Annotated in this window: 18 protein-coding genes and 2 pseudogenes; 10 read left to right on the forward strand and 10 right to left on the reverse strand. The window is 76.9% G+C overall.

Translation table 11 applies throughout. The features are described 5' to 3' along the window. Positions 1-192: 192 nt before the first annotated feature. Together moeZ and WHI96_RS18725 are read right to left on the reverse strand one after the other, a co-directional pair. Entirely contained in the window at positions 193-1,365 is a 1,173-nt protein-coding gene (moeZ, locus tag WHI96_RS18720; protein ID WP_345653235.1) for an adenylyltransferase/sulfurtransferase MoeZ, read from the reverse strand. A gap of 61 nt (positions 1,366-1,426) precedes the next feature. Continuing rightward, entirely contained in the window at positions 1,427-2,449 is a 1,023-nt protein-coding gene (locus WHI96_RS18725) for an alpha/beta fold hydrolase (RefSeq protein ID WP_345653232.1), read from the reverse strand. A 125-nt stretch (positions 2,450-2,574) separates the two neighbouring features. On the opposite strand from WHI96_RS18725, the gene WHI96_RS18730 reads away from it, so the two are divergent. From WHI96_RS18730 to WHI96_RS18740, 3 genes are all read left to right on the forward strand, one after another. Beyond that, the gene (locus WHI96_RS18730) at positions 2,575-3,537 is read left to right on the forward strand and encodes a DUF8832 domain-containing protein (RefSeq protein WP_345653229.1); all 963 of its coding nucleotides are present in this window, start codon (positions 2,575-2,577) and stop codon (positions 3,535-3,537) included. A gap of 6 nt (positions 3,538-3,543) precedes the next feature. After that, positions 3,544-5,331, forward strand: coding sequence for an HAD family hydrolase (locus tag WHI96_RS18735; RefSeq protein ID WP_345653226.1), 1,788 nt, complete (start codon positions 3,544-3,546; stop codon positions 5,329-5,331). A 102-nt stretch (positions 5,332-5,433) separates the two neighbouring features. Continuing rightward, positions 5,434-6,060 carry a TetR/AcrR family transcriptional regulator gene (locus WHI96_RS18740; protein ID WP_062400521.1) on the forward strand — a complete coding sequence of 209 codons (627 nt, stop codon included), beginning with the start codon at positions 5,434-5,436 and terminating at the stop codon, positions 6,058-6,060. Between the two features lie 29 nt (positions 6,061-6,089). Here WHI96_RS18740 and WHI96_RS18745 read toward each other — a convergent pair whose 3' ends face one another. From WHI96_RS18745 to WHI96_RS18755, 3 genes and pseudogenes are all read right to left on the reverse strand, one after another. Beyond that, positions 6,090-7,001, reverse strand: coding sequence for an alpha/beta fold hydrolase (locus WHI96_RS18745; RefSeq protein ID WP_345653223.1), 912 nt, complete (start codon positions 6,999-7,001; stop codon positions 6,090-6,092). Between the two features lie 19 nt (positions 7,002-7,020). Beyond that, positions 7,021-7,299 carry a hypothetical protein gene (locus WHI96_RS18750; protein ID WP_345653368.1) on the reverse strand — a complete coding sequence of 93 codons (279 nt, stop codon included), beginning with the start codon at positions 7,297-7,299 and terminating at the stop codon, positions 7,021-7,023. Positions 7,300-7,318: 19 nt separating this feature from the next. Beyond that, positions 7,319-7,585 (reverse strand): annotated as a pseudogene (locus tag WHI96_RS18755) (diiron oxygenase); the annotation flags it as partial. Positions 7,586-7,678: 93 nt separating this feature from the next. Between WHI96_RS18755 and WHI96_RS18760 the strand changes: the two are divergent. Further along, on the forward strand, positions 7,679-8,377 hold the full coding sequence (locus WHI96_RS18760) for a TetR family transcriptional regulator (RefSeq protein WP_345653220.1): 699 nt from the start codon (positions 7,679-7,681) through the stop codon (positions 8,375-8,377). Continuing rightward, positions 8,374-8,787, forward strand: coding sequence for a DUF4873 domain-containing protein (locus tag WHI96_RS18765; RefSeq protein WP_345653217.1), 414 nt, complete (start codon positions 8,374-8,376; stop codon positions 8,785-8,787). Before WHI96_RS18760 ends, WHI96_RS18765 begins: the two co-directional genes overlap by 4 nt. Here WHI96_RS18765 and WHI96_RS18770 read toward each other — a convergent pair. Beyond that, on the reverse strand, positions 8,777-9,007 hold the full coding sequence (locus WHI96_RS18770) for a DUF3107 domain-containing protein (protein WP_020625913.1): 231 nt from the start codon (positions 9,005-9,007) through the stop codon (positions 8,777-8,779). The two genes, WHI96_RS18765 and WHI96_RS18770, sit on opposite strands and share 11 nt — an antisense overlap. A 105-nt stretch (positions 9,008-9,112) precedes the next feature. Continuing rightward, entirely contained in the window at positions 9,113-9,769 is a 657-nt protein-coding gene (locus tag WHI96_RS18775) for a ferritin-like fold-containing protein (protein ID WP_345653214.1), read from the reverse strand. 456 nt (positions 9,770-10,225) lie between these two features. Between WHI96_RS18775 and WHI96_RS18780 the strand changes: the two genes are divergently transcribed. From WHI96_RS18780 to WHI96_RS18795, 4 genes and pseudogenes are all read left to right on the forward strand, one after another. After that, a complete protein-coding gene (locus WHI96_RS18780) occupies positions 10,226-11,890 on the forward strand; it encodes a DEAD/DEAH box helicase (protein ID WP_349302419.1) in 1,665 nt (554 codons plus the stop codon). An 8-nt stretch (positions 11,891-11,898) separates the two neighbouring features. Continuing rightward, positions 11,899-13,152 (forward strand): Rv3212 family protein, encoded by a 1,254-nt coding sequence (locus WHI96_RS18785; RefSeq protein WP_349302420.1) that lies wholly within the window; start codon positions 11,899-11,901, stop codon positions 13,150-13,152. A gap of 46 nt (positions 13,153-13,198) precedes the next feature. Further along, positions 13,199-13,816 (forward strand): PadR family transcriptional regulator, encoded by a 618-nt coding sequence (locus tag WHI96_RS18790; RefSeq protein WP_345654488.1) that lies wholly within the window; start codon positions 13,199-13,201, stop codon positions 13,814-13,816. Positions 13,817-13,922: 106 nt separating this feature from the next. Then, positions 13,923-13,991, forward strand: a pseudogene (locus tag WHI96_RS18795) (hypothetical protein); the annotation flags it as partial. Positions 13,992-14,053: 62 nt separating this feature from the next. Here WHI96_RS18795 and WHI96_RS18800 read toward each other — a convergent pair. After that, positions 14,054-14,284 (reverse strand): hypothetical protein, encoded by a 231-nt coding sequence (locus tag WHI96_RS18800; RefSeq protein ID WP_345654491.1) that lies wholly within the window; start codon positions 14,282-14,284, stop codon positions 14,054-14,056. Positions 14,285-14,391: 107 nt separating this feature from the next. Between WHI96_RS18800 and WHI96_RS18805 the strand changes: the two genes are divergently transcribed. Then, entirely contained in the window at positions 14,392-15,255 is an 864-nt protein-coding gene (locus WHI96_RS18805) for an FAD-dependent monooxygenase (RefSeq protein ID WP_345654494.1), read from the forward strand. Positions 15,256-15,259: 4 nt separating this feature from the next. Here WHI96_RS18805 and WHI96_RS18810 read toward each other — a convergent pair whose 3' ends face one another. Further along, on the reverse strand, positions 15,260-15,952 hold the full coding sequence (locus WHI96_RS18810) for a hypothetical protein (RefSeq protein WP_349302421.1): 693 nt from the start codon (positions 15,950-15,952) through the stop codon (positions 15,260-15,262). Next, positions 15,949-16,830 carry a RecB family exonuclease gene (locus WHI96_RS18815; protein ID WP_345640984.1) on the reverse strand — a complete coding sequence of 294 codons (882 nt, stop codon included), beginning with the start codon at positions 16,828-16,830 and terminating at the stop codon, positions 15,949-15,951. Before WHI96_RS18815 ends, WHI96_RS18810 begins: the two co-directional genes overlap by 4 nt. Position 16,831 lies beyond the last annotated feature (1 nt).

The following is a 16,831-nucleotide window of genomic DNA, read 5'->3' on the forward strand; positions in this document are numbered from 1 at the left end:
TGTCGCGGCGATCGGTGCAGATGTTTCGCCCAACGGGCCGATCACAGGGGTGAACGGACGATGTTCACTCGGACGGTCGTGCGCGATCGACGAGCGGTCACCCTGTGCCACACCAGGAACGCCGACGGCCGCCGTCCCGGGTGTACCGGTGACGGCGGCCGTCGGTGTAGTGCGGAGCCGGTCAGCCCATGATCAGTAGGTCGGCTGCGACGGGTCGATCTGCTTGACCCAGGACAGCACCCCGCCGCCGACGTGGACGGCGTCGCGGAACCCGGCCTTGTGCAGGGCGGCGAGGGCCTCGGCGGACCGGCCGCCGGACTTGCAGTGCAGCACGACCGGCTTGTCCTGGGCGATCTCCGCGAGCGCGGCGCCGGACAGGATCCGGTCCTTCGGGATCAGGACCGAGCCCGGGATCCGCACGATCTCGTACTCGTGCGGCTCGCGGACGTCGATGAGCTGGAAGTCCTTGCCCGCGTCGATCATCTGCTTGAGTTCGCCGACGGTGATCGTGCTGCCGGCGGCCGCGTCCTGGGCCTCCTGCGTCACGGTGCCGCAGAACGCCTCGTAGTCGATCAGCTCGGTGATCTTCGGCGTCTCCGGGTCCTTGCGGATCTTCACCTGGCGCCAGGTGGTCTCCAGCGCGTCGTAGATCACCAGGCGGCCGAGCAGCGGCTCACCGATCCCGGTGAGCAGCTTGATCGCCTCGTTGACCATGATCGAGCCGATCGACGCGCAGAGCACGCCCAGCACGCCGCCCTCGGCGCAGGAGGGGACCATCCCGGGCGGCGGCGGCTCGGGGTAGAGGTCGCGGTAGTTGAGGCCCTGCCCGTTCGGGGCGTCCTCCCAGAAGACCGACGCCTGGCCCTCGAACCGGAAGATCGAGCCCCAGACGTAGGGCTTGCCGAGCAGCACCGCCGCGTCGTTCACCAGATAGCGGGTGGCGAAGTTGTCGGTGCCGTCCAGGATCAGGTCGTAGTCCCGGAAGACGTCCAGCACGTTCTCGCTGGTGAGGCGCTCGTCGTGCAGGCGGACGTCGACGAAGGGGTTGACCTCGCGGATCGAGTCGCGGGCCGACTCGGCCTTCGGGCGGCCCACGTCGGACTGCCCGTGGATGACCTGACGCTGCAGGTTCGACTCGTCGACGACGTCGAACTCGACGACGCCCAGGGTGCCGACGCCCGCGGCGGCCAGGTACAGCAGGGCGGGCGAGCCGAGGCCGCCCGCGCCGACGACGAGCACCTTCGCGTTCTTCAGGCGCTTCTGCCCGTCCATCCCGACGTCGGGGATGATGAGGTGGCGGCTGTACCGCTCGACCTCGTCCTTGGTGAGCTCGGCTGCCGGCTCCACCAGTGGCGGTAGCGCCATCTCGTCCACTCCTCGCGGGTTGCGTGCGGGTCTCAGGGCGTCTCAACGCGCCACGTGCGCGTCATCTTCCCGCACCCGCTCCGACCGGCACCGTGTCCCACAGCGCGGCGACGGCGTCGGCCACCGCCGCGGGCCGCTCGATCTGCGCGACGTGCCCGGCACGGGGCAGCACCAGCAGCCGCGCCCCGGGCAGCGTGGCCGCGGTCCGCGCGGCCAGCCGCGGGGACACGATGCGGTCCTGCTCGCCCCACACCACCAGCGACGGCACCCGCACCCGCGCCATCCGGCGCCAGATCTCGCGTCCGGCCCACAGCCCGAGCAGACCGCGGGTGGCGCCGTCGGTGGCCGCGCCGGCCCAGGGCAGCGTCGCGCGGTGCTCGTGCTCGGAGACCAGCTCCTCGAGCCGGCGGGCGGAGCCGCGCTGCGGGTCGGCGAAGCAGACCTGCACGATCCGCTCGGCGCGGGCCCGCAGCGGCTCCTCGGCCAGCGCGCGCCGCGCGCCGCGCCCGAGCAGCGGCACCATGGCCAGCGCCATCCGCGGGTCCGACAGGCGTCGCGGGTCGGGACGCCGGTCCGGCACCGCGGGCGAGACCAGGGTGAGCGTGCGGACGAGCTCGGGACGGCGGGCCGCCACCGTCGTCGCGATCACACCGCCGAGGGAGTTGCCGACCAGGTGCACCGGGCGGTCGCGCCCGGCCAGCCAGCACAGCAGCGCGTCCGCCATGCCGTCCGGGCCGAAGTCGGCGACGGCGGTCGGCTCGGACAGCCCGAACCCGGGCAGGTCGACGGACAGGCCCGCCGCCCGCGGCGCGAGGAGCCCGGCGAGGTCGGTCCAGTTCGTGGCCGACCCGGCGAGCCCGTGGACGTAGACGGCGTCGGCGTCGCCGGAGCCGGGGGTCTCGCGCACGTGCAGGGTGACCCCACCGGAGGTGACCGCGCGGCCCGGCCACGGCGGGCGGTCCGCCGAGGCCCGGTCCGCGTGCGCTGCTCCCGACGCACCCGGGGACGTCCCGGCACCCGACGCCGTCACCGGCGCGGGCACGGTGACGGGCGGGTGAACGGACATCGACGGGGCGGCGACCATCCGACCAGCATGACGTGTCGTGCGCGCCACCCGCCGCGCCGGGTGATCCCCGTCTCGCTGTGATCACCGTCCGCATCCGGAGCTCCACGGAGCGCAACGAGATCGTCCCCCGGACGTTGTACCCCGTGGACGACGAGACGGAGGAGGTGGGCATGGGGCGGATCGCGGGATCGGCCGCGGCCCGGCTAGCCGGTTTCGGCGCCGCGTCGGTGCTGGTGTTCACCGCGGCCTGGACGGCGGGCGGTGCGGTGGGCACCCTCTCGGCGATCCCGGCCGGCGACTCGGTGGCCGGCGACGAGCGTGGCGACGACGGCGTCCTCGCGGCCGGCCTGGCCACCGGCGACGCGACGACCGGCGCGGGCGGCGTGCTCACCACCGCGGCCGGCTACACCCTGACCCCGGTCGGGATCGTCCTCCCCTGGCGCGAGCCCACCGAGGTCGCGTTCACCGTGACCGGCTCCGACGGCGCCCCGGTGACCCGGTTCGACACCCCCTCCGACGGCTCCGGGGTCATGGACGTCGCCGTGCTGCGACGCGACGTCGCCGGCTACATGCGGCTGCGCGCCACCCAGGGCCCCGACGGTGTGTGGCGGGCGCCGGTCCGGTTCCCCGGCCAGGGCGTGTGGCGGCTGTACGCCGGGTTCACCCCGACCGGCGGCCCGCACCTGGACCTCGGGGCCGACCTGCACGTCCCCGGTACCTACGGTGCCTTCACCTTCCCGTCCGAGAACCGGGCGGGGCTCTGCGGGGGCAGTGACCAGCAGGTCCGTCTCGACGGCGCCCTGGTCCCCGGCGGGGAGTCCCGGCTGTTCGCGACGGTGGGGCGCGACGGCACCCCGGTCACCGACCTCGAGCCCGTCGACGGCGGCGCGTTCGGCCGGATGACCGCGGTCCGCCAGGGCGACCTGGCCCGGTTCCCGGTCCGTCCCGAGATCACCGGCGCGGCCGCGGCCGACCGGTCCGGCCCCGGGGTGGCGTTCGCGGTGTCGGTCCCCGCCCCGGGCAGCTACCGGCTGTTCCTCGACTACCGCTCCGGCGGTGTGCTGCGGTCGTGCGAGTTCACGCTCCCGACCGCCCCGGGGAGCTGACGGCGGTTGCCTCCGGTCCTGCGGGCCGTCGCCCCGCCGGTGGCGGCCCTGCTCGCCCTGCTGCTGCCGCTCGCCGGCCCGGCACTCGCCGGCGCGGCGTGGGCCCCGCCCTGCGCGGCGGCCGCCCTGCTGGTCGCCCTCGCCGTCGTCGCGACGACGGGGCGCCCCGGTCTGCGCGTCGCCGGGCGTGGGCTGCGGGAGGGCACGGTGACCGCCGAGACCGGCGTCGCGGCGGCCGTGCTCGCCGCGCTGGGGTGGCCGGCCGCGGTGCTGGCCGTCGCGGCGGTCTCGCCCGCGGGTCCGGGCGCGGTGCCGGCCGACCCGCTCGCCGGGCCCGTCCTGCTGCCCGGCGCCGCCGCGGTGCTGACCGTCGTCGCGGCCGCGGTGCAGCGCACCGGGCGCCCGGCCGACGGGGACGCCGACGAGGTCCGCGCGGGCCTGCGCACCGTCGCGGACCGGTGGAGCGCCCTGCTCACCCCGCCCGCGGCCCTGGCCGCGGTCGCGGTGACCGCGTTCGCGGCGGGCACCGGCACCCCGTGGCCCGTCGCGGTCCCGGCCGGGATCGCGGTGCTGGTCGGGGCCTGCCCGGTGCCGCTGCTGGCCGCGTTGCCGGCGGCGCTGCGGGCCGCGGACCGGGCGGGCGGGGACACGGTGCGGCTGCCGTCGCCACTGCCCGGGCGTCGCGAGCCGGTGGGCTGGACCGGGCCCGCGGGCGGCCCGGGACTCGTGGGCCGGGTGGACACCGTCGCGCTGGCCGGGCCGGACGTGCTGACCGGCACCGGCCCCGGGACGGTCACCGTGCACGCGGGACGGGGCGAGGACCCCGCGCTGGTGCTGCGGCTGGCCGCGTCGGTCGCGGCGGGCGCGCGGCCCGGGTCGGACCTGCGCGTCGCGGCGCGGGCGCTGGCCGACGCCGTCGACGGCCCGGTGCCCGACGTCGCCGAGGCCGACGAGCAGCCCGGCCTCGGGGTGTCCGGCCTGGTGGCCGAGCTGCGGGAGCCCGGTCCGGGCGACGGCGGCACCACGGCGACCGTCGTCGCGCACGCGGTCCTGCTCGGCGGCCCGGACTGGCTGGCCGAGCACGGGATCCGGGTGCCCCCACCGCTGTCGGCGGAGCGGGAGCGGGCGGTGGCCGAGGGCCGCGCCGTCCTCGTCGTCGCCTGGGACGGGTGCGCGCGCGCCGTGCTCGCGCTGCCCCGGGCGCCGCACCCCGCGGCCCGACCGGGGGTGGCGGAACTGGCCGCGGCCGGGGTCGCGCCGGTCCTGCTCACCCCCGACGACGACGGCGTCGCCCGTGCCCTCGCCGCGGCGTCCGGTCTCGACCCGGCCGACCCCGACGCCGTCCGCCCGGGGCTGGACGCGGCGGCGCGGGCCGCGGCCGTCGCCGGGCTGCGGGTACGCGGCCGCACGGTCGCGGTGGCGGCCGACCCGGCCACCGACGAGGCCGCCCTGGCCGCCGCCGACCTGGCCGTGGAGCTGGTGCCCTGGCCCACCGACGACGGGGCCGGCCCCGGGTCCGAGGACGGTCCGGGCGCGCGGCCGGACCCGGTCGTGGAGCCCGCACCCGGATCGGAGAGGATCTGCGCCCGTGGCGGCCCCGCCGAGGTGGCCGCCGCCCTGCTGATCGCCCGCCGCGCGCGGGCCCAGGTCCGCGCGTACGTCCGTGCGGCCGTGGTGCTCGCCGTCGCCGGCGTGGTCCTCGCCGTGCTCGGGACGCCCGCGGTCGTGGTGGCCGCCGTGCCGGTCCTCGGTGCGCTCGGGCTCGCCGCCCGGGGCCCGCACCGCCGATCGTGAGAGGTTGTCACCCTTCTGCGGAGAAGCCCGTTCACGGATCGTTCGTCAACGCGGTTACCTGCTAGTAGGATCTTCCCACGACGGGTGAGAGGTAGGGGGCCCATGACCGGAACCGCCACGCCACGGGGCGCACGACTGTCCCGCGGTGCGCGGCGCGCCCAGCTGCTGCTGGCCGCCCGCGACGTGTTCGCCGACCAGGGCTACCACGCCGCCGCGATGGACGACATCGCCGAGCGGGCAGGCGTCTCAAAACCCGTGCTGTACCAGCACTTCCCCGGGAAGCTGGAGCTGTACCAGGCGCTGCTCACGACCTACGCCGAGGAGCTCGTCGAGCGGGTCTCCAACGCCATCGAGCGGACCGAGCACAACAAGGAGCGCGTGCAGGCCGCCGTCGCGGCGTACTTCGACTTCGTCGCCGGCGAGGGCAAGGCCTACCGCCTGGTGTTCGAGTCCGACCTGCGGGGCGACCCGGAGGCCGCGGCGCTGGTGGAGAGCGCGCTGGACCGCTGCATCGACGCGGTCGCCGGCGCGGTCACCACCGACGCCGGGCTGGACCAGGACCGTGCGCGGCTGCTCGCCGTCGGGCTGGTCGGGCTGAGCCAGGTGGGCGCCCAGTTCTGGCTGGACTCCGACCAGCGGGTCCCGCGCGACGAGGCGGTGGCGCTGATGGCCTCGCTGGCCTGGCGCGGCATCGCCGGGTTCCCGAAGCAGGGCCTCGACCAGATCTGAGCCCCGGCTCCGCCGACGGGGCGGGCGGCTCAGGCCGCCTGCTCCGCCCCGGCCCGGCGCACCAGCGCGGCGATCCGGCCGGTGACCCCGCCGACCCGCTCCACCGGGAGCATGTGCCCGGCGCCGGGGAACACGGTCAGCTCGGCGCGCGGCAGGCTGCGGTGGATCCGCCGGGCGAACCGCGGCGGCGTGAGCCGGTCCCGGGTCCCCACGAGGATCTCCACCGGCAGCGACGAGAACGCCGCCAGCGCCCCGTCGCGCTCGTGGGTGGTGAGGGTCGGGGTGAACCCGGAGACCGTCGTCGGGCGGCAGCCGGCGATCGCCTCGCAGGTCGCGCGGACGGCGAGCCGGTCCGGCCGGGTGCCCAGCAGCAGCGGCTGCAGCCCGGCCCGCAGCAGGGCCGGGTGGGTCGACAGCGACCGGCGCCCGGTCCACAGCGGGCTGACGGTCACCTTGTCCTTGCCGGCCAGGAACATCGTCGCGGGCCGCCCGGTCATCCCGAGCGTCGCCGCCGCACCGAGGCCGCCGCTGGCCGTCGCGACGAGCGCGACGCCGGTGACGCGGGACGCGACGAGGTCGGGGTGGCGCTGGGCCAGTGCCATCGCCGTCATCCCGCCCATCGAGTGCCCGGCGATCACCAGCGGCCCGGTCGGGGCGAGCCGGGTGATCACCTCGGCCATGTCGTCGGCGAGGACGTCGAGGGTCTTGAGCTCGTCGGGGGTGTCGTCGGAACGGCCGTGCGCGCGGTGGTCGTAGCGGATCACCCGGGGAGCGGGGCCGCCGCCGGGGGCGCCGACGGCGAGGGCGTCGGCGACCGGGGCCCAGCAGCGCTCGTCGAGGGTCCAGCCGTGGGCCAGCAGCACCGTGACCGGCGCCGACTCCGGGCCCGATACCCGGGCGAACAGACCGGTCCCGTCGCGGGTGACGATCCGTGTGCTCATCGCGGGGTGCCTCCTCGGATCAGGTGGGCGCGCTTCCACAGGGTCTCCGTCGGACCGCCGACGATCCCCTGCTCGCACGGGAACGGCACGAGCTCGCGCGAGGACCGGCGCAGCATCTCGTGGTGGTGCGGTCGGCCGGCGCCGCCTTCCGCCCGACCGCCGGGGTGATCCCGACGCTGCGGTAGACCTCGGTGTGGACGAGGTTGCGGGCCCCGGCGCGCTCGGGGTGGTCGGCCCTCGGCATGATCCGCTGCAGCTCCTCCCGGGCGTAGCGGACGTGCCGCGCCTCCTCGGTCACGTGGATGGATCATCTCCGACCGCAGCCCGATCCGGGCGACGCCGCAGGACTCGTGGACCGACAGCGTGATCCGCTGCTCCTCGGTGAGACCGTCCCACAGCGGCGTGCCGTAGAGCGACACGCGCTCGGGGACGATCCCGTACCTGCCCCCGACGAGCGGGGCGTCGCGGTCGATCTCGACCGCCGGGTCGCAGGAGGTCGTGACCGAGTTCTGCAGCAGCCGCCGTGCCGTGTCCTCGCGGTCCGCGAGGTGGGTCGTGCTGCCGGTGCGGGCGGGAGCGCTCATCGGTCGCGCCTTCCTGCTGGGACGGGCCTGTGGTGGCGGGTTCCACACCCGGAACCCTTGCTGTTACCGTCGGTAACGGTTACCACTGGTAACGTGCCCCAGGACACGAGGGATGTCAAGCCGGACGCGCGCAGCCGCCGACGGGAGGAACGGCGGACCGAGATGGTCTCCGCCGCCGTCGAGGCGATCCGCGAGCACGGTCCGGGGGTCTCGGTCGCCCAGATCGCCGCCGCGGCCGGCATCACCAAGCCGGTGCTCTACCGGCACTTCGCCGACCGCGCCGACCTGCAGCGGGCCGTCAGCGAGCACGCCGCGGACATGCTGCTGCAGCGGATCTACCCGGTGCTGGCGATCGAGGCCGAGCCGATCGAGCACGTCGCCGCCGTCATCGACGCCTACCTCGGGATGATCGAGGACGAGCCCCAGCTGTACCGGTTCGTCGTCGCGAACCCGGCCGAGCCGGTGCCGGGCGCGGAGATCGCGCAGGACGTCCGCGGCCAGATCGGCGCCCTGCTCACCACCCTGTTCGGGGAGCGGCTGCGCGCCGAGGGCCGCGACTCCGGCGGCGCCGAGGCGTGGGCGCACGGGATCATCGGGATGGTCCAGACGGCGGGCGAGTGGTGGCTGGAGCGCCGGACGATGAGCCGCGACGCGCTCACCAACTACCTGTCCGCGCTGATCTGGGGCGGGATCGCCGGCGTCGCCGGGATCGACTCCCCCACCGCGAACGCCGACATCCTGCGGCTGGTCCCCGAGCCGCAGGTGGGCGACGCCTCGGGGCGGGACCGGTGAGCGGCGACCACGATCACGACGAGGGCTGCCGCGGCCCCGCCACCCTGGTGCTCGACGGGGCGACCGTCGACGTCGAGGTGCTGCTCGACGCCCGGCACGGGCCCTTCGACCGCAGGCCGCACCGGTCCGGCCGGGTCGCCGCGCACCCCCGGCTCACCGCGCTGCTCGGCGGCCTCGGCGGCACCGTCGAGGTTCGGACGCCCGGGCACGCGGCCGTCGGCACGTTGTCCGAGCCGCACGTGGGGGACCGGTTCCGGATCACCGGCACGGGCGGGCCACCGTCCGCGCCGGACGGGCCACCCCCCGCCGGAGACCGACCGACCCGCGCCCACCGGCCCCGGACACGCGTCGGGCCCGGCCCCGCGGACGGGTACCGGGCCCGGACGACTCCGGGTGCGCTCAGCCGCTGAGGCCGAACCCGACCCGGCGCTCCTCGGACGGGCCGATCTCCACGTACGAGATGCGCGCGACCGGGACGACGTAGCGACGGCCCTCGTCGTCGGTGAGGTCCAGCAGCCCGTCGTCGGACTTCATCGCCCCGCTCACGAGCTGGGCCACCTCGTCCGGCGTGCGGTCGCTGGACACCACGAGCTCCCGCGGGGTCTCCGCGATGCCGATCTTGACCTTCACCGGTGGTCCTCCCGATCCGTCACTTCCGATCACCTTGCCGGCGCCAGGCTAGTCCAGATCGGGCCGGAGCATCGGCGAGCCGGGACCGGACCGGCGGGCCGGGGCTCAGGCGAGTCCGAGCCTGCCCATCCGGCGGCCGTGCGCGGTCTGCACCGTCCGGATGAGCCCGGCCACGCCGCCCTTCTCCCCCGATCCGAGCACGATGAACTCGGCGAGCTCGTCGCGCTCGGCGACGACCCGCTGGGCGTGGGTGACCGCCTCGCCGAGCAGCCGCCTGCCCCACAGCGCCAGCCGGTCGCGCTGCGCCGGGTGGGCGGCGCAGGCGGCCCGCACCTCGCGCTCGGCGAAGGCGGAGTGCCCGGTGTCGGCGAGCACCCGCTGCACCAGGTCGCCGGTGCCGGGGTCCACCCAGCCCGCGACCTCGCGGTAGAAGTCGGCCCCGAGGCCGTCGCCGAGGTAGGCCTTGACCAGCGACTCCAGCCAGCTCCGCGGGGCGGTCGAGGCGTGGTAGCTGTCGATCAGCGCGACGAACGGCGCCATCGCGTCGGCGACGGCGATCCCGCTGCCGCCCAGGTGGTCCTCGATGAGGCGGAAGTGGCCGATCTCGGCGGCCGCCATCGTCGACAGCTGCGCCCGGCCGGCCAGCGTCGGCGCGGCCCGGGCGTCCTCGGCGAGCCGGTCGAACGCCGACAGCTCGCCGTAGGCCAGCACGCCGAGCAGCTCCACGGTCGCGGCCGTCGGCGCGTCGCCTCCAGTGGTCATGACCATCACCCTAACCGGGACGTTCGGGCCCGCCGGGCGCCCCGCGACGGCCGCCCCGGCCACGGGGGCGAGACAACTCACCACACCCGGCGACGGCCGCGCCGTCGTGCTCGGGCGCCGTGGCGGGTAAGATGCGGGCAGCGCGTCACCGGATTTCGGGCTCATGGGACTCCATGCGGACGCGCCCACCGCGCGGGGACCGGGTAACGGGACGAGCGGCCGACACGGCCGAGCACGTCTCACCGGGACCCGCACCCGAACTGGTGCGCGCAGCGCCTCGGCGGCTCTCCCGCCCGGACCGTCCCCGACGGCCCGGGGCCGGTCGACGAGCCACGCCACGGCTCCTGTGCGCGGAGAGAGGCGATCACACTGTCCCGAGTCGACAGCACCGACACCCCCGAGGCCGACCCGGGCTTCCTGCCCACCGGCATCACCCCCAGCGAGACCCCGCTCGGCGTGACCAACCCCGGCGGCGAGAAGCTCCCCCCGACCTTCGCCGAGCTCGGCGTCCGGCCCGAGATCGTCTCCGCGCTCGCGGAGAACGACATCGTGCGCACGTTCGCGATCCAGGAGCTCACCCTCCCGCTGGCGCTCGCCGGCGAGGACGTCATCGGCCAGGCCCGCACCGGCACCGGCAAGACGCTGGGCTTCGGCGTCCCGCTGCTGCAGCGGATCACCCCGCCCGGTGAGCGTGCCGCGGCCACCGCCGAGGGCGAGGCCGCCGACCGCACCAAGGACGTCCCGCAGGCCCTCGTGGTCGTCCCGACCCGCGAGCTGTGCGTGCAGGTCGCCCGGGACATCGCCGCCGCGGGCAAGAACCTGGGCGTGCGCGTCGTCGCCATCTACGGCGGCCGCGCCTACGAGCCGCAGCTGGAGGCCCTGCGCAAGGGCGTCGACGTCATCGTCGGCACCCCGGGCCGGCTGCTCGACCTCGCCGAGCAGCGTCACCTGGTCCTCGGCCGGGTCAAGGCGCTCGTCCTCGACGAGGCCGACGAGATGCTGGACCTGGGCTTCCTGCCCGACGTCGAGCGGATCCTGCGCATGCTCCCCGAGGAGCGGCACACGATGCTGTTCTCGGCGACCATGCCGGGCCCGATCGTGCAGCTCTCGCGCGCGTTCCTGACCCGCCCGACGCACATCCGCGCGGAGGAGGCCGACCAGGGCTCCATCCACGAGCGGACCAAGCAGCTCGTCTACCGCGCGCACGCGATGGACAAGGTCGAGCTGGTCACCCGGGCCCTGCAGGCCAAGGACCGCGGCCTGACGATGATCTTCACCCGGACCAAGCGGACCGCCCAGCGGGTCGCCGACGACCTCGCCGAGCGCGGCTTCGCCGCCGCCGCGGTGCACGGTGACCTCGGCCAGGGCGCCCGTGAGCAGGCGCTGCGCGCGTTCCGCGCGGAGAAGGTCGACGTGCTGGTCGCGACCGACGTCGCGGCCCGCGGCATCGACGTCACCGGTGTCACGCACGTCATCAACTACCAGTGCCCCGAGGACGCGAAGACCTACGTGCACCGGATCGGCCGCACCGGCCGCGCCGGGCGCGAGGGCGTCGCCGTCACGCTGGTGGACTGGGACGAGACCCCGCGCTGGAAGATGATCTCCGACGACCTGTCGCTGAGCATCGACGAGCCGGTCGAGACCTACTCGACCTCGGACCACCTGTTCACCGACCTCGACATCCCGACGACGGCGTCCGGGCGGCTCCCGCTGTCCGCGCGCACCCGCGCCGGGCTCGACGCCGAGTACATCGACTCCGAGGGCGACCACCAGGGCGCCCGCAAGCCGCGCGGCAGCCGTCGTGACGGCGCCGGGCGCGACGGCGGCGGCCGCGAGGGCAGCCGCGACGGCGACGGCGACGAGGGCGGTCGCCGCCCGCGGCGCAACCGGTCCCGTTCCCGGACCCGCGGCGGGGTCGCGGTCGAGGCGGGCGCCTCGGCCCCCGCCGAAGGTGCCGCCTCCGCGGGCTCCACCGAGGGCGCCCCGCAGAACGGGCCGGACGCCGGCGCGTCGGCCGAGGGCGGGGCGGCCAAGCCGCGCCGCCGTCGTCGCCGCGGCGGGTCGCGGCGCGGACCCGGCGGCGGCGAGTCCGCCGACGGGGCCGACGCGGCCGCCAGCTGACACCACGCGTGCTGCGCGGCCGACCCCTGCGGGACCGGCTCCCGCTCCCGGGCGTCCCCGCCGAACGACGACACCGCGGCGACCGACTGGTCGCCGCGGTGCTCGTGCTGCTGCTGGCCGGGATCGCGGTGCTCTACGCCGTGCAGAGCCCGGCCGCGCACACCGGGTCGGTGACGGCCACGACCGCACCCACCCCACCGCCGCCGGTCGGCCCGGTCCCGGCCGGGTTCACCGAGCTGTGGCGGGCCGCCAGCCCGGACACCCCGGTGCCGCTGGCGGTCGGGGACGGCGTCGTCGTCGCCGAGGGATCGCGGGTCTCCGGGCACGACGCCCGCACGGGCGCCGAGCGCTGGAGCTACGAGCGTGACCTGCCGCTGTGCACCACCGGGTTCGCCGACGGCCGCGTGCTCGCGCTCTACCGCAACGACGAGTACTGCTCCGAGCTGACCACGCTCCAGCCCGGCTCCGGGGCCCGTGGGCCGGCCCGGACCCTCGACGCCCGGCCCGGCACCCGGCTGATCGGCCAGGACCCGGTGCTCGCGACCGGTCAGGACTACGTCGAGACCTTCCGCTCCGACCTGGTCCGCACCGCCGAGTACGGCACGGTGCGCGCGCTGGAGGAGCCCGGCTCGCAGCCGCGGTCGGGGTGCACGTTCCGCTCCTTCGCCGCCGCCGAGGACCGCGCCGTCGTCCTGGAGCGCTGCCCCGGCGAGCCGTCCGAGCGGCTGACGGTGGTGCGCCCCAGTGGGACCGAGGGCGACCGGCCCGCGTTCGACTCGTCGTCGGTCACCGGGACCGACGGCGCCCAGGTGGTCGCCGCGTCGTCCGAGCGCGTCGCCGTCCTGCTCCCGGGCGCACCCCGCCTGGCACTGTACGACCGGTCCGGGCGCAGCATCGGCGAGTTCCCGGTCGGCGCGGTCGCGACGGTCGCCGCCCCCGCCGACGGCGTCGCCCGCACCACCGCCGACGACCAGCGCCGCTACTGGTGGACCGGCGGCGCGACCGTCGCGCTGGACACCCGCAGCCTCCAGCCGCGCTGGAGCCTGCCCGGCACCCTCGGCCCCGGGACCCGCTACGGCGACCGGCTGCTCGTGCCCGTCCCCGGCGGGATCGCCGACGTCGACCCGGCCACCGGCGCCGTCGCCCGGACCGTGCCGGTGGACCGCGGCCCGGTCACCGCGCCGGTGCTGCTCGCCGCCCAGGGCGCCCTGCTGGTCGAGCTGCGCGGCGACGAGCTCGTCGTGCTGGGGCCCGCCGGCTGAGCCGCACCGTTGCCATAGTGTCTTCGACACTAGTATCGTCGACACCATGACGCAGCGGTCCGGCCTGGCCCTCGCCGTGCTGTCCCTGCTCACCGAGGAGCCCATGCACCCCTACCGGGTGCAGCAGCTCGTCCGCGAGCGGGGCAAGGACGACGTGGTCAACGTCGGGCAGCGGTCACAGCTCTACAAGACGATCGACCGCCTCGCGCGCGACGGCCTGATCGTCGAGCACACCACCGAGCGGGAGACCGCCCGCCCGGAACGCACCCTGTACGCGGTCACCGACGCGGGCCGCGAGACCGCCGAGGAGTGGACCCGGGAGATGCTGGCCGTGCCGCGGCCGGAGTTCCCCGAGTTCGTCGTCGGCCTCGCGCACCTGCCCCAGCTCACCCCGGCCGACGCCGCCGCGGCCGTGGGAATCCGCCTCGACACCCTGCGACGACGGCTGGCCGGCGCCCGGGCGAGCCACGACGCGGTCGCGGGCCTGTTGCCACGGGTCGTGCTCGTCGAGCTCGAGTACACCGTCGCGATGCTGGAGGCCGAGACCTCCTGGGTCGCCGCGCTCGTCGACGACGTCCGCGGGGGCCGCCTCACCTGGAACCGCGAGGAGCTGCTGCGCCTGGCCGCCGCGCGCAGCGGCCCCGCACCGCCCGACCGCCCCTGACCGGGCGCCGGGGGCGTCCCGACCGCACCGCACACCGCACCACCGCACACGGCCGTCGCGTCCGCGACCGGCCGCGATCCGCCCTGCTCCGACACGGAGGTCCACCATGTCCGTCCGAGTGATCGTCGCCGGTGCCGGTACCGGCGGCCTGTGCCTGGCCCAGCGGCTGCACCGGGCCGGGGCCGAGGTCGTCGTCCTGGAACGCGACACCGACCCGCGCCCGGCCGGGCTGCGCGGCTACCGGGTCGGGATCTCCCCCGACGGCTCCCGCGCCCTGCGGGCCTGCCTGCCCGCGGAGCTGTACGCGGTGTTCGAGGCGACCACGGCCGCGCCGTACGACCGGCTGCTGATGTGCACCGAGCAGTACCGCGAGCTGCTGTCGCTGCCGTTCGCCGAGATGCCCGGCGGCGGGGCCGAGGAGTTCAACGTCAGCCGCACCACGCTGCGCCGGGTGCTGCTGACCGGCATCGGGGACACGGTGCGCTGGGGCAGCCCGTACGTCGGCCACGAGGTCCGCGACGACGGCACCGTGCTCGTACACCGGCGACGGGGGCACGGTCACCGGCGACCTGCTCGTGGGCGCCGACGGCGCGCACTCCCGGGTCCGCGGACGGTTCCTGCCCGGTGCGGGCCACACCTCCACCGGGCTCGTCGCGATCGGCGGCCGCGCCCCGCTCGACGCCACCACCACCGCGCTGCTGCCCGGCGCCGACGGCATGGCCCTGGTCTTCGGCCGCACCGGGACGATGGGGATCACCCACGTCATGCGGATGCCCTGGGACACCGACCGCGTCCCGCGCCCCGGGACCGACCCCGCCCGCGCCGCGGCGCTGCGCGGCTGGCCCGGGCTGGCCGGGGACCCGACGGACGACTTCGTCTCCTGGGGCGTCACCGTCTCGCACACCGTGCTGCCGGGTGGGCGGCCGGTGTCCGCGGACGGCTCCGCTCTGCTCACCCTGGCGCAGCAGGTCACCGCGGACTGGGACCCGCGCTGGCGCGCGCTGCTCGGCCGGTCGGACCCGGCGTCGGCGTTGTGGATCGACATCCGCACCTCCGACCCGCTGCCGCACGGGGAGCCCGGCCCGGTCACGCTGCTCGGCGACGCCGCGCACACCATGACCCCCGGCCGCGGCGCCGGCGCCAACACCGCGCTGCGCGACGCCCGTGAGCTGGGCGAACGCCTGGTCCGGGTGCACGACGGCGGCCTCGACCTGCGCACCGCCGTCGGCGGCTACGAGGCGGAGATGCGTCGCTACTCGGCCGTCGCGGTGCGGGAGTCGCTGCAGCAGATGCACGACGACTCCGACCGCGGCCCGGTCTCGCGGGCGCTGGGGACCGCCGCGCAGCGGACCGGGCTGCGCCTGGTGAACCGGGTCCCTGCGCTGCGACGGCGGCTGGCCCGCGGCATGCAGCGCGTCCGGGACTCCGAGGGCGCCTGAGCGGCTACAGGAACCAGCCGAACCCGAGCACCAGCGACGCCGTCACGACCACCCCGAGCGCGGCGAGCAGCCCGGTGCGGTCCCGCCGCCGGTCCGCGACGACCTGGCCGACGACGGCGACGACCGCCGCCCCGACGTGCGCGACGATCGCGCCGGAGCCGGGCCCGGGGACCCCGCTGTCCCCGGCCGCCCACTCCACGACGACCAGCCCGAGCGCGAGCACGACCAGCCCGCCGGCGAGCACCCCGGCCAGGCCGCGCAGCAGCCGGGCCCCGGCGCCGTCGACGCCGGGTCCGGGGGTGCGGCGCCGCGCCCGCCGCGCGCCCTCCTCGGCGCGGCGGCGGTCGGCCCGCCGGCCGGGCGCGCGGGCGGCGGGGTGCTCGTCGGCGCGCGACGGCTCGCCCGCGCCGGAGGACGAACCCCGGCGCGACCCGGCGTCGCCGCGGCGCGGCGCACGGCGGGACTCGGACAGGGCCTCGGTGGGGCGCGGACCGGCCGGGGGCCCGACGCCGCCGCGGCGCCCGGGCGGGCCGGACGGCGGGACCGGCGGGACCGGCGGGCGGTAGCCGTCGGGGCCGGGGTGCGGGCGTCCGTGCGACGGCCCGGCCCGGTACGGGGCGGGTACGCCCGGCGGGCGGGGCGGGAGCGGGGGGCGGCCGCGGGGCGGTGGGCCGGGGAACTGCGGGTCGGCGGTCACGGGGCGAGCAGGTCCCAGGGTCGCGGCTCCGGGACGGCGGCGCGGCCGGAAGCGCAGTGGCGGCGGACCGCGCAGGTCCCGCAGTGCGCGCCGGTGCGGGCCGGGAAGAGCGTGTCGGCGTCGCCGCCGTCGGCCAGCGCGGTCGTCGCCCCGGCGGCGGCGTCGGCGGACTCCGCGGCCGCGGCCACGTGCCGGTCGAGGGAGGCCTGGTCGTGGGTGTGCGCGGCGACGGTCCCGGTCGGCACGTGGTGCAGCTCCACGGTGCGGCAGGGGCGGCGGAACACCGAGGCGGTGGCGACGGCGTAGAGCGCGAGCTGCCGGGAGTCCGCGGCGTCGGACGCGGTCGGCACCCGGCGTCCGGTCTTGAAGTCGACGACGACGGCCGCGCCGTCGCGCGCGTCGATCCGGTCGACCCGGCCCTCGACCAGCAGCGGCCCGGCGGGGGCCCGCACCCACCGTTCGACGGCGAGCGGCTCGTCCCGCCCGGCCGGGCCGTCGACGGCGGCGGCCAGCCAGTCCCGGGCGCGCTCGCGGTACCGGGCGGCCTGGGCGTCGTCGGCGAACCCCTCGCCGGTCCAGTGCCGGTCCACCAGGGACGCGGCCTGCTCCGGGGTGCGCCGCTCGGCGGGCAGGGCCGCCAGCGACCGCAGCGCCAGGTGCACCACCGCACCGAGGGTGGTGTGGGCGAACCCGCCGCCCCGCGGTGGGGCCGGGCGGTCGACGTGCAGCATCCGGTAGCGGCGCGGGCAGGCGTCCCAGGTGTCGAGCCGGGCCGGGGTGACCCGGTGCAGTGCGGTCGCGCCGAAGCCGGGGTCGAGCAGGTCCAGGCCGAGCTGACCGTCCGGGGTCCCGGTGGCGGGAGCGGTGGTCCGGGCCATG

It is taken from the genome of Pseudonocardia tropica, assembly GCF_040105315.1.
In the GTDB taxonomy this organism is placed as follows: Bacteria; Actinomycetota; Actinomycetes; order Mycobacteriales; family Pseudonocardiaceae; genus Pseudonocardia; species Pseudonocardia alni.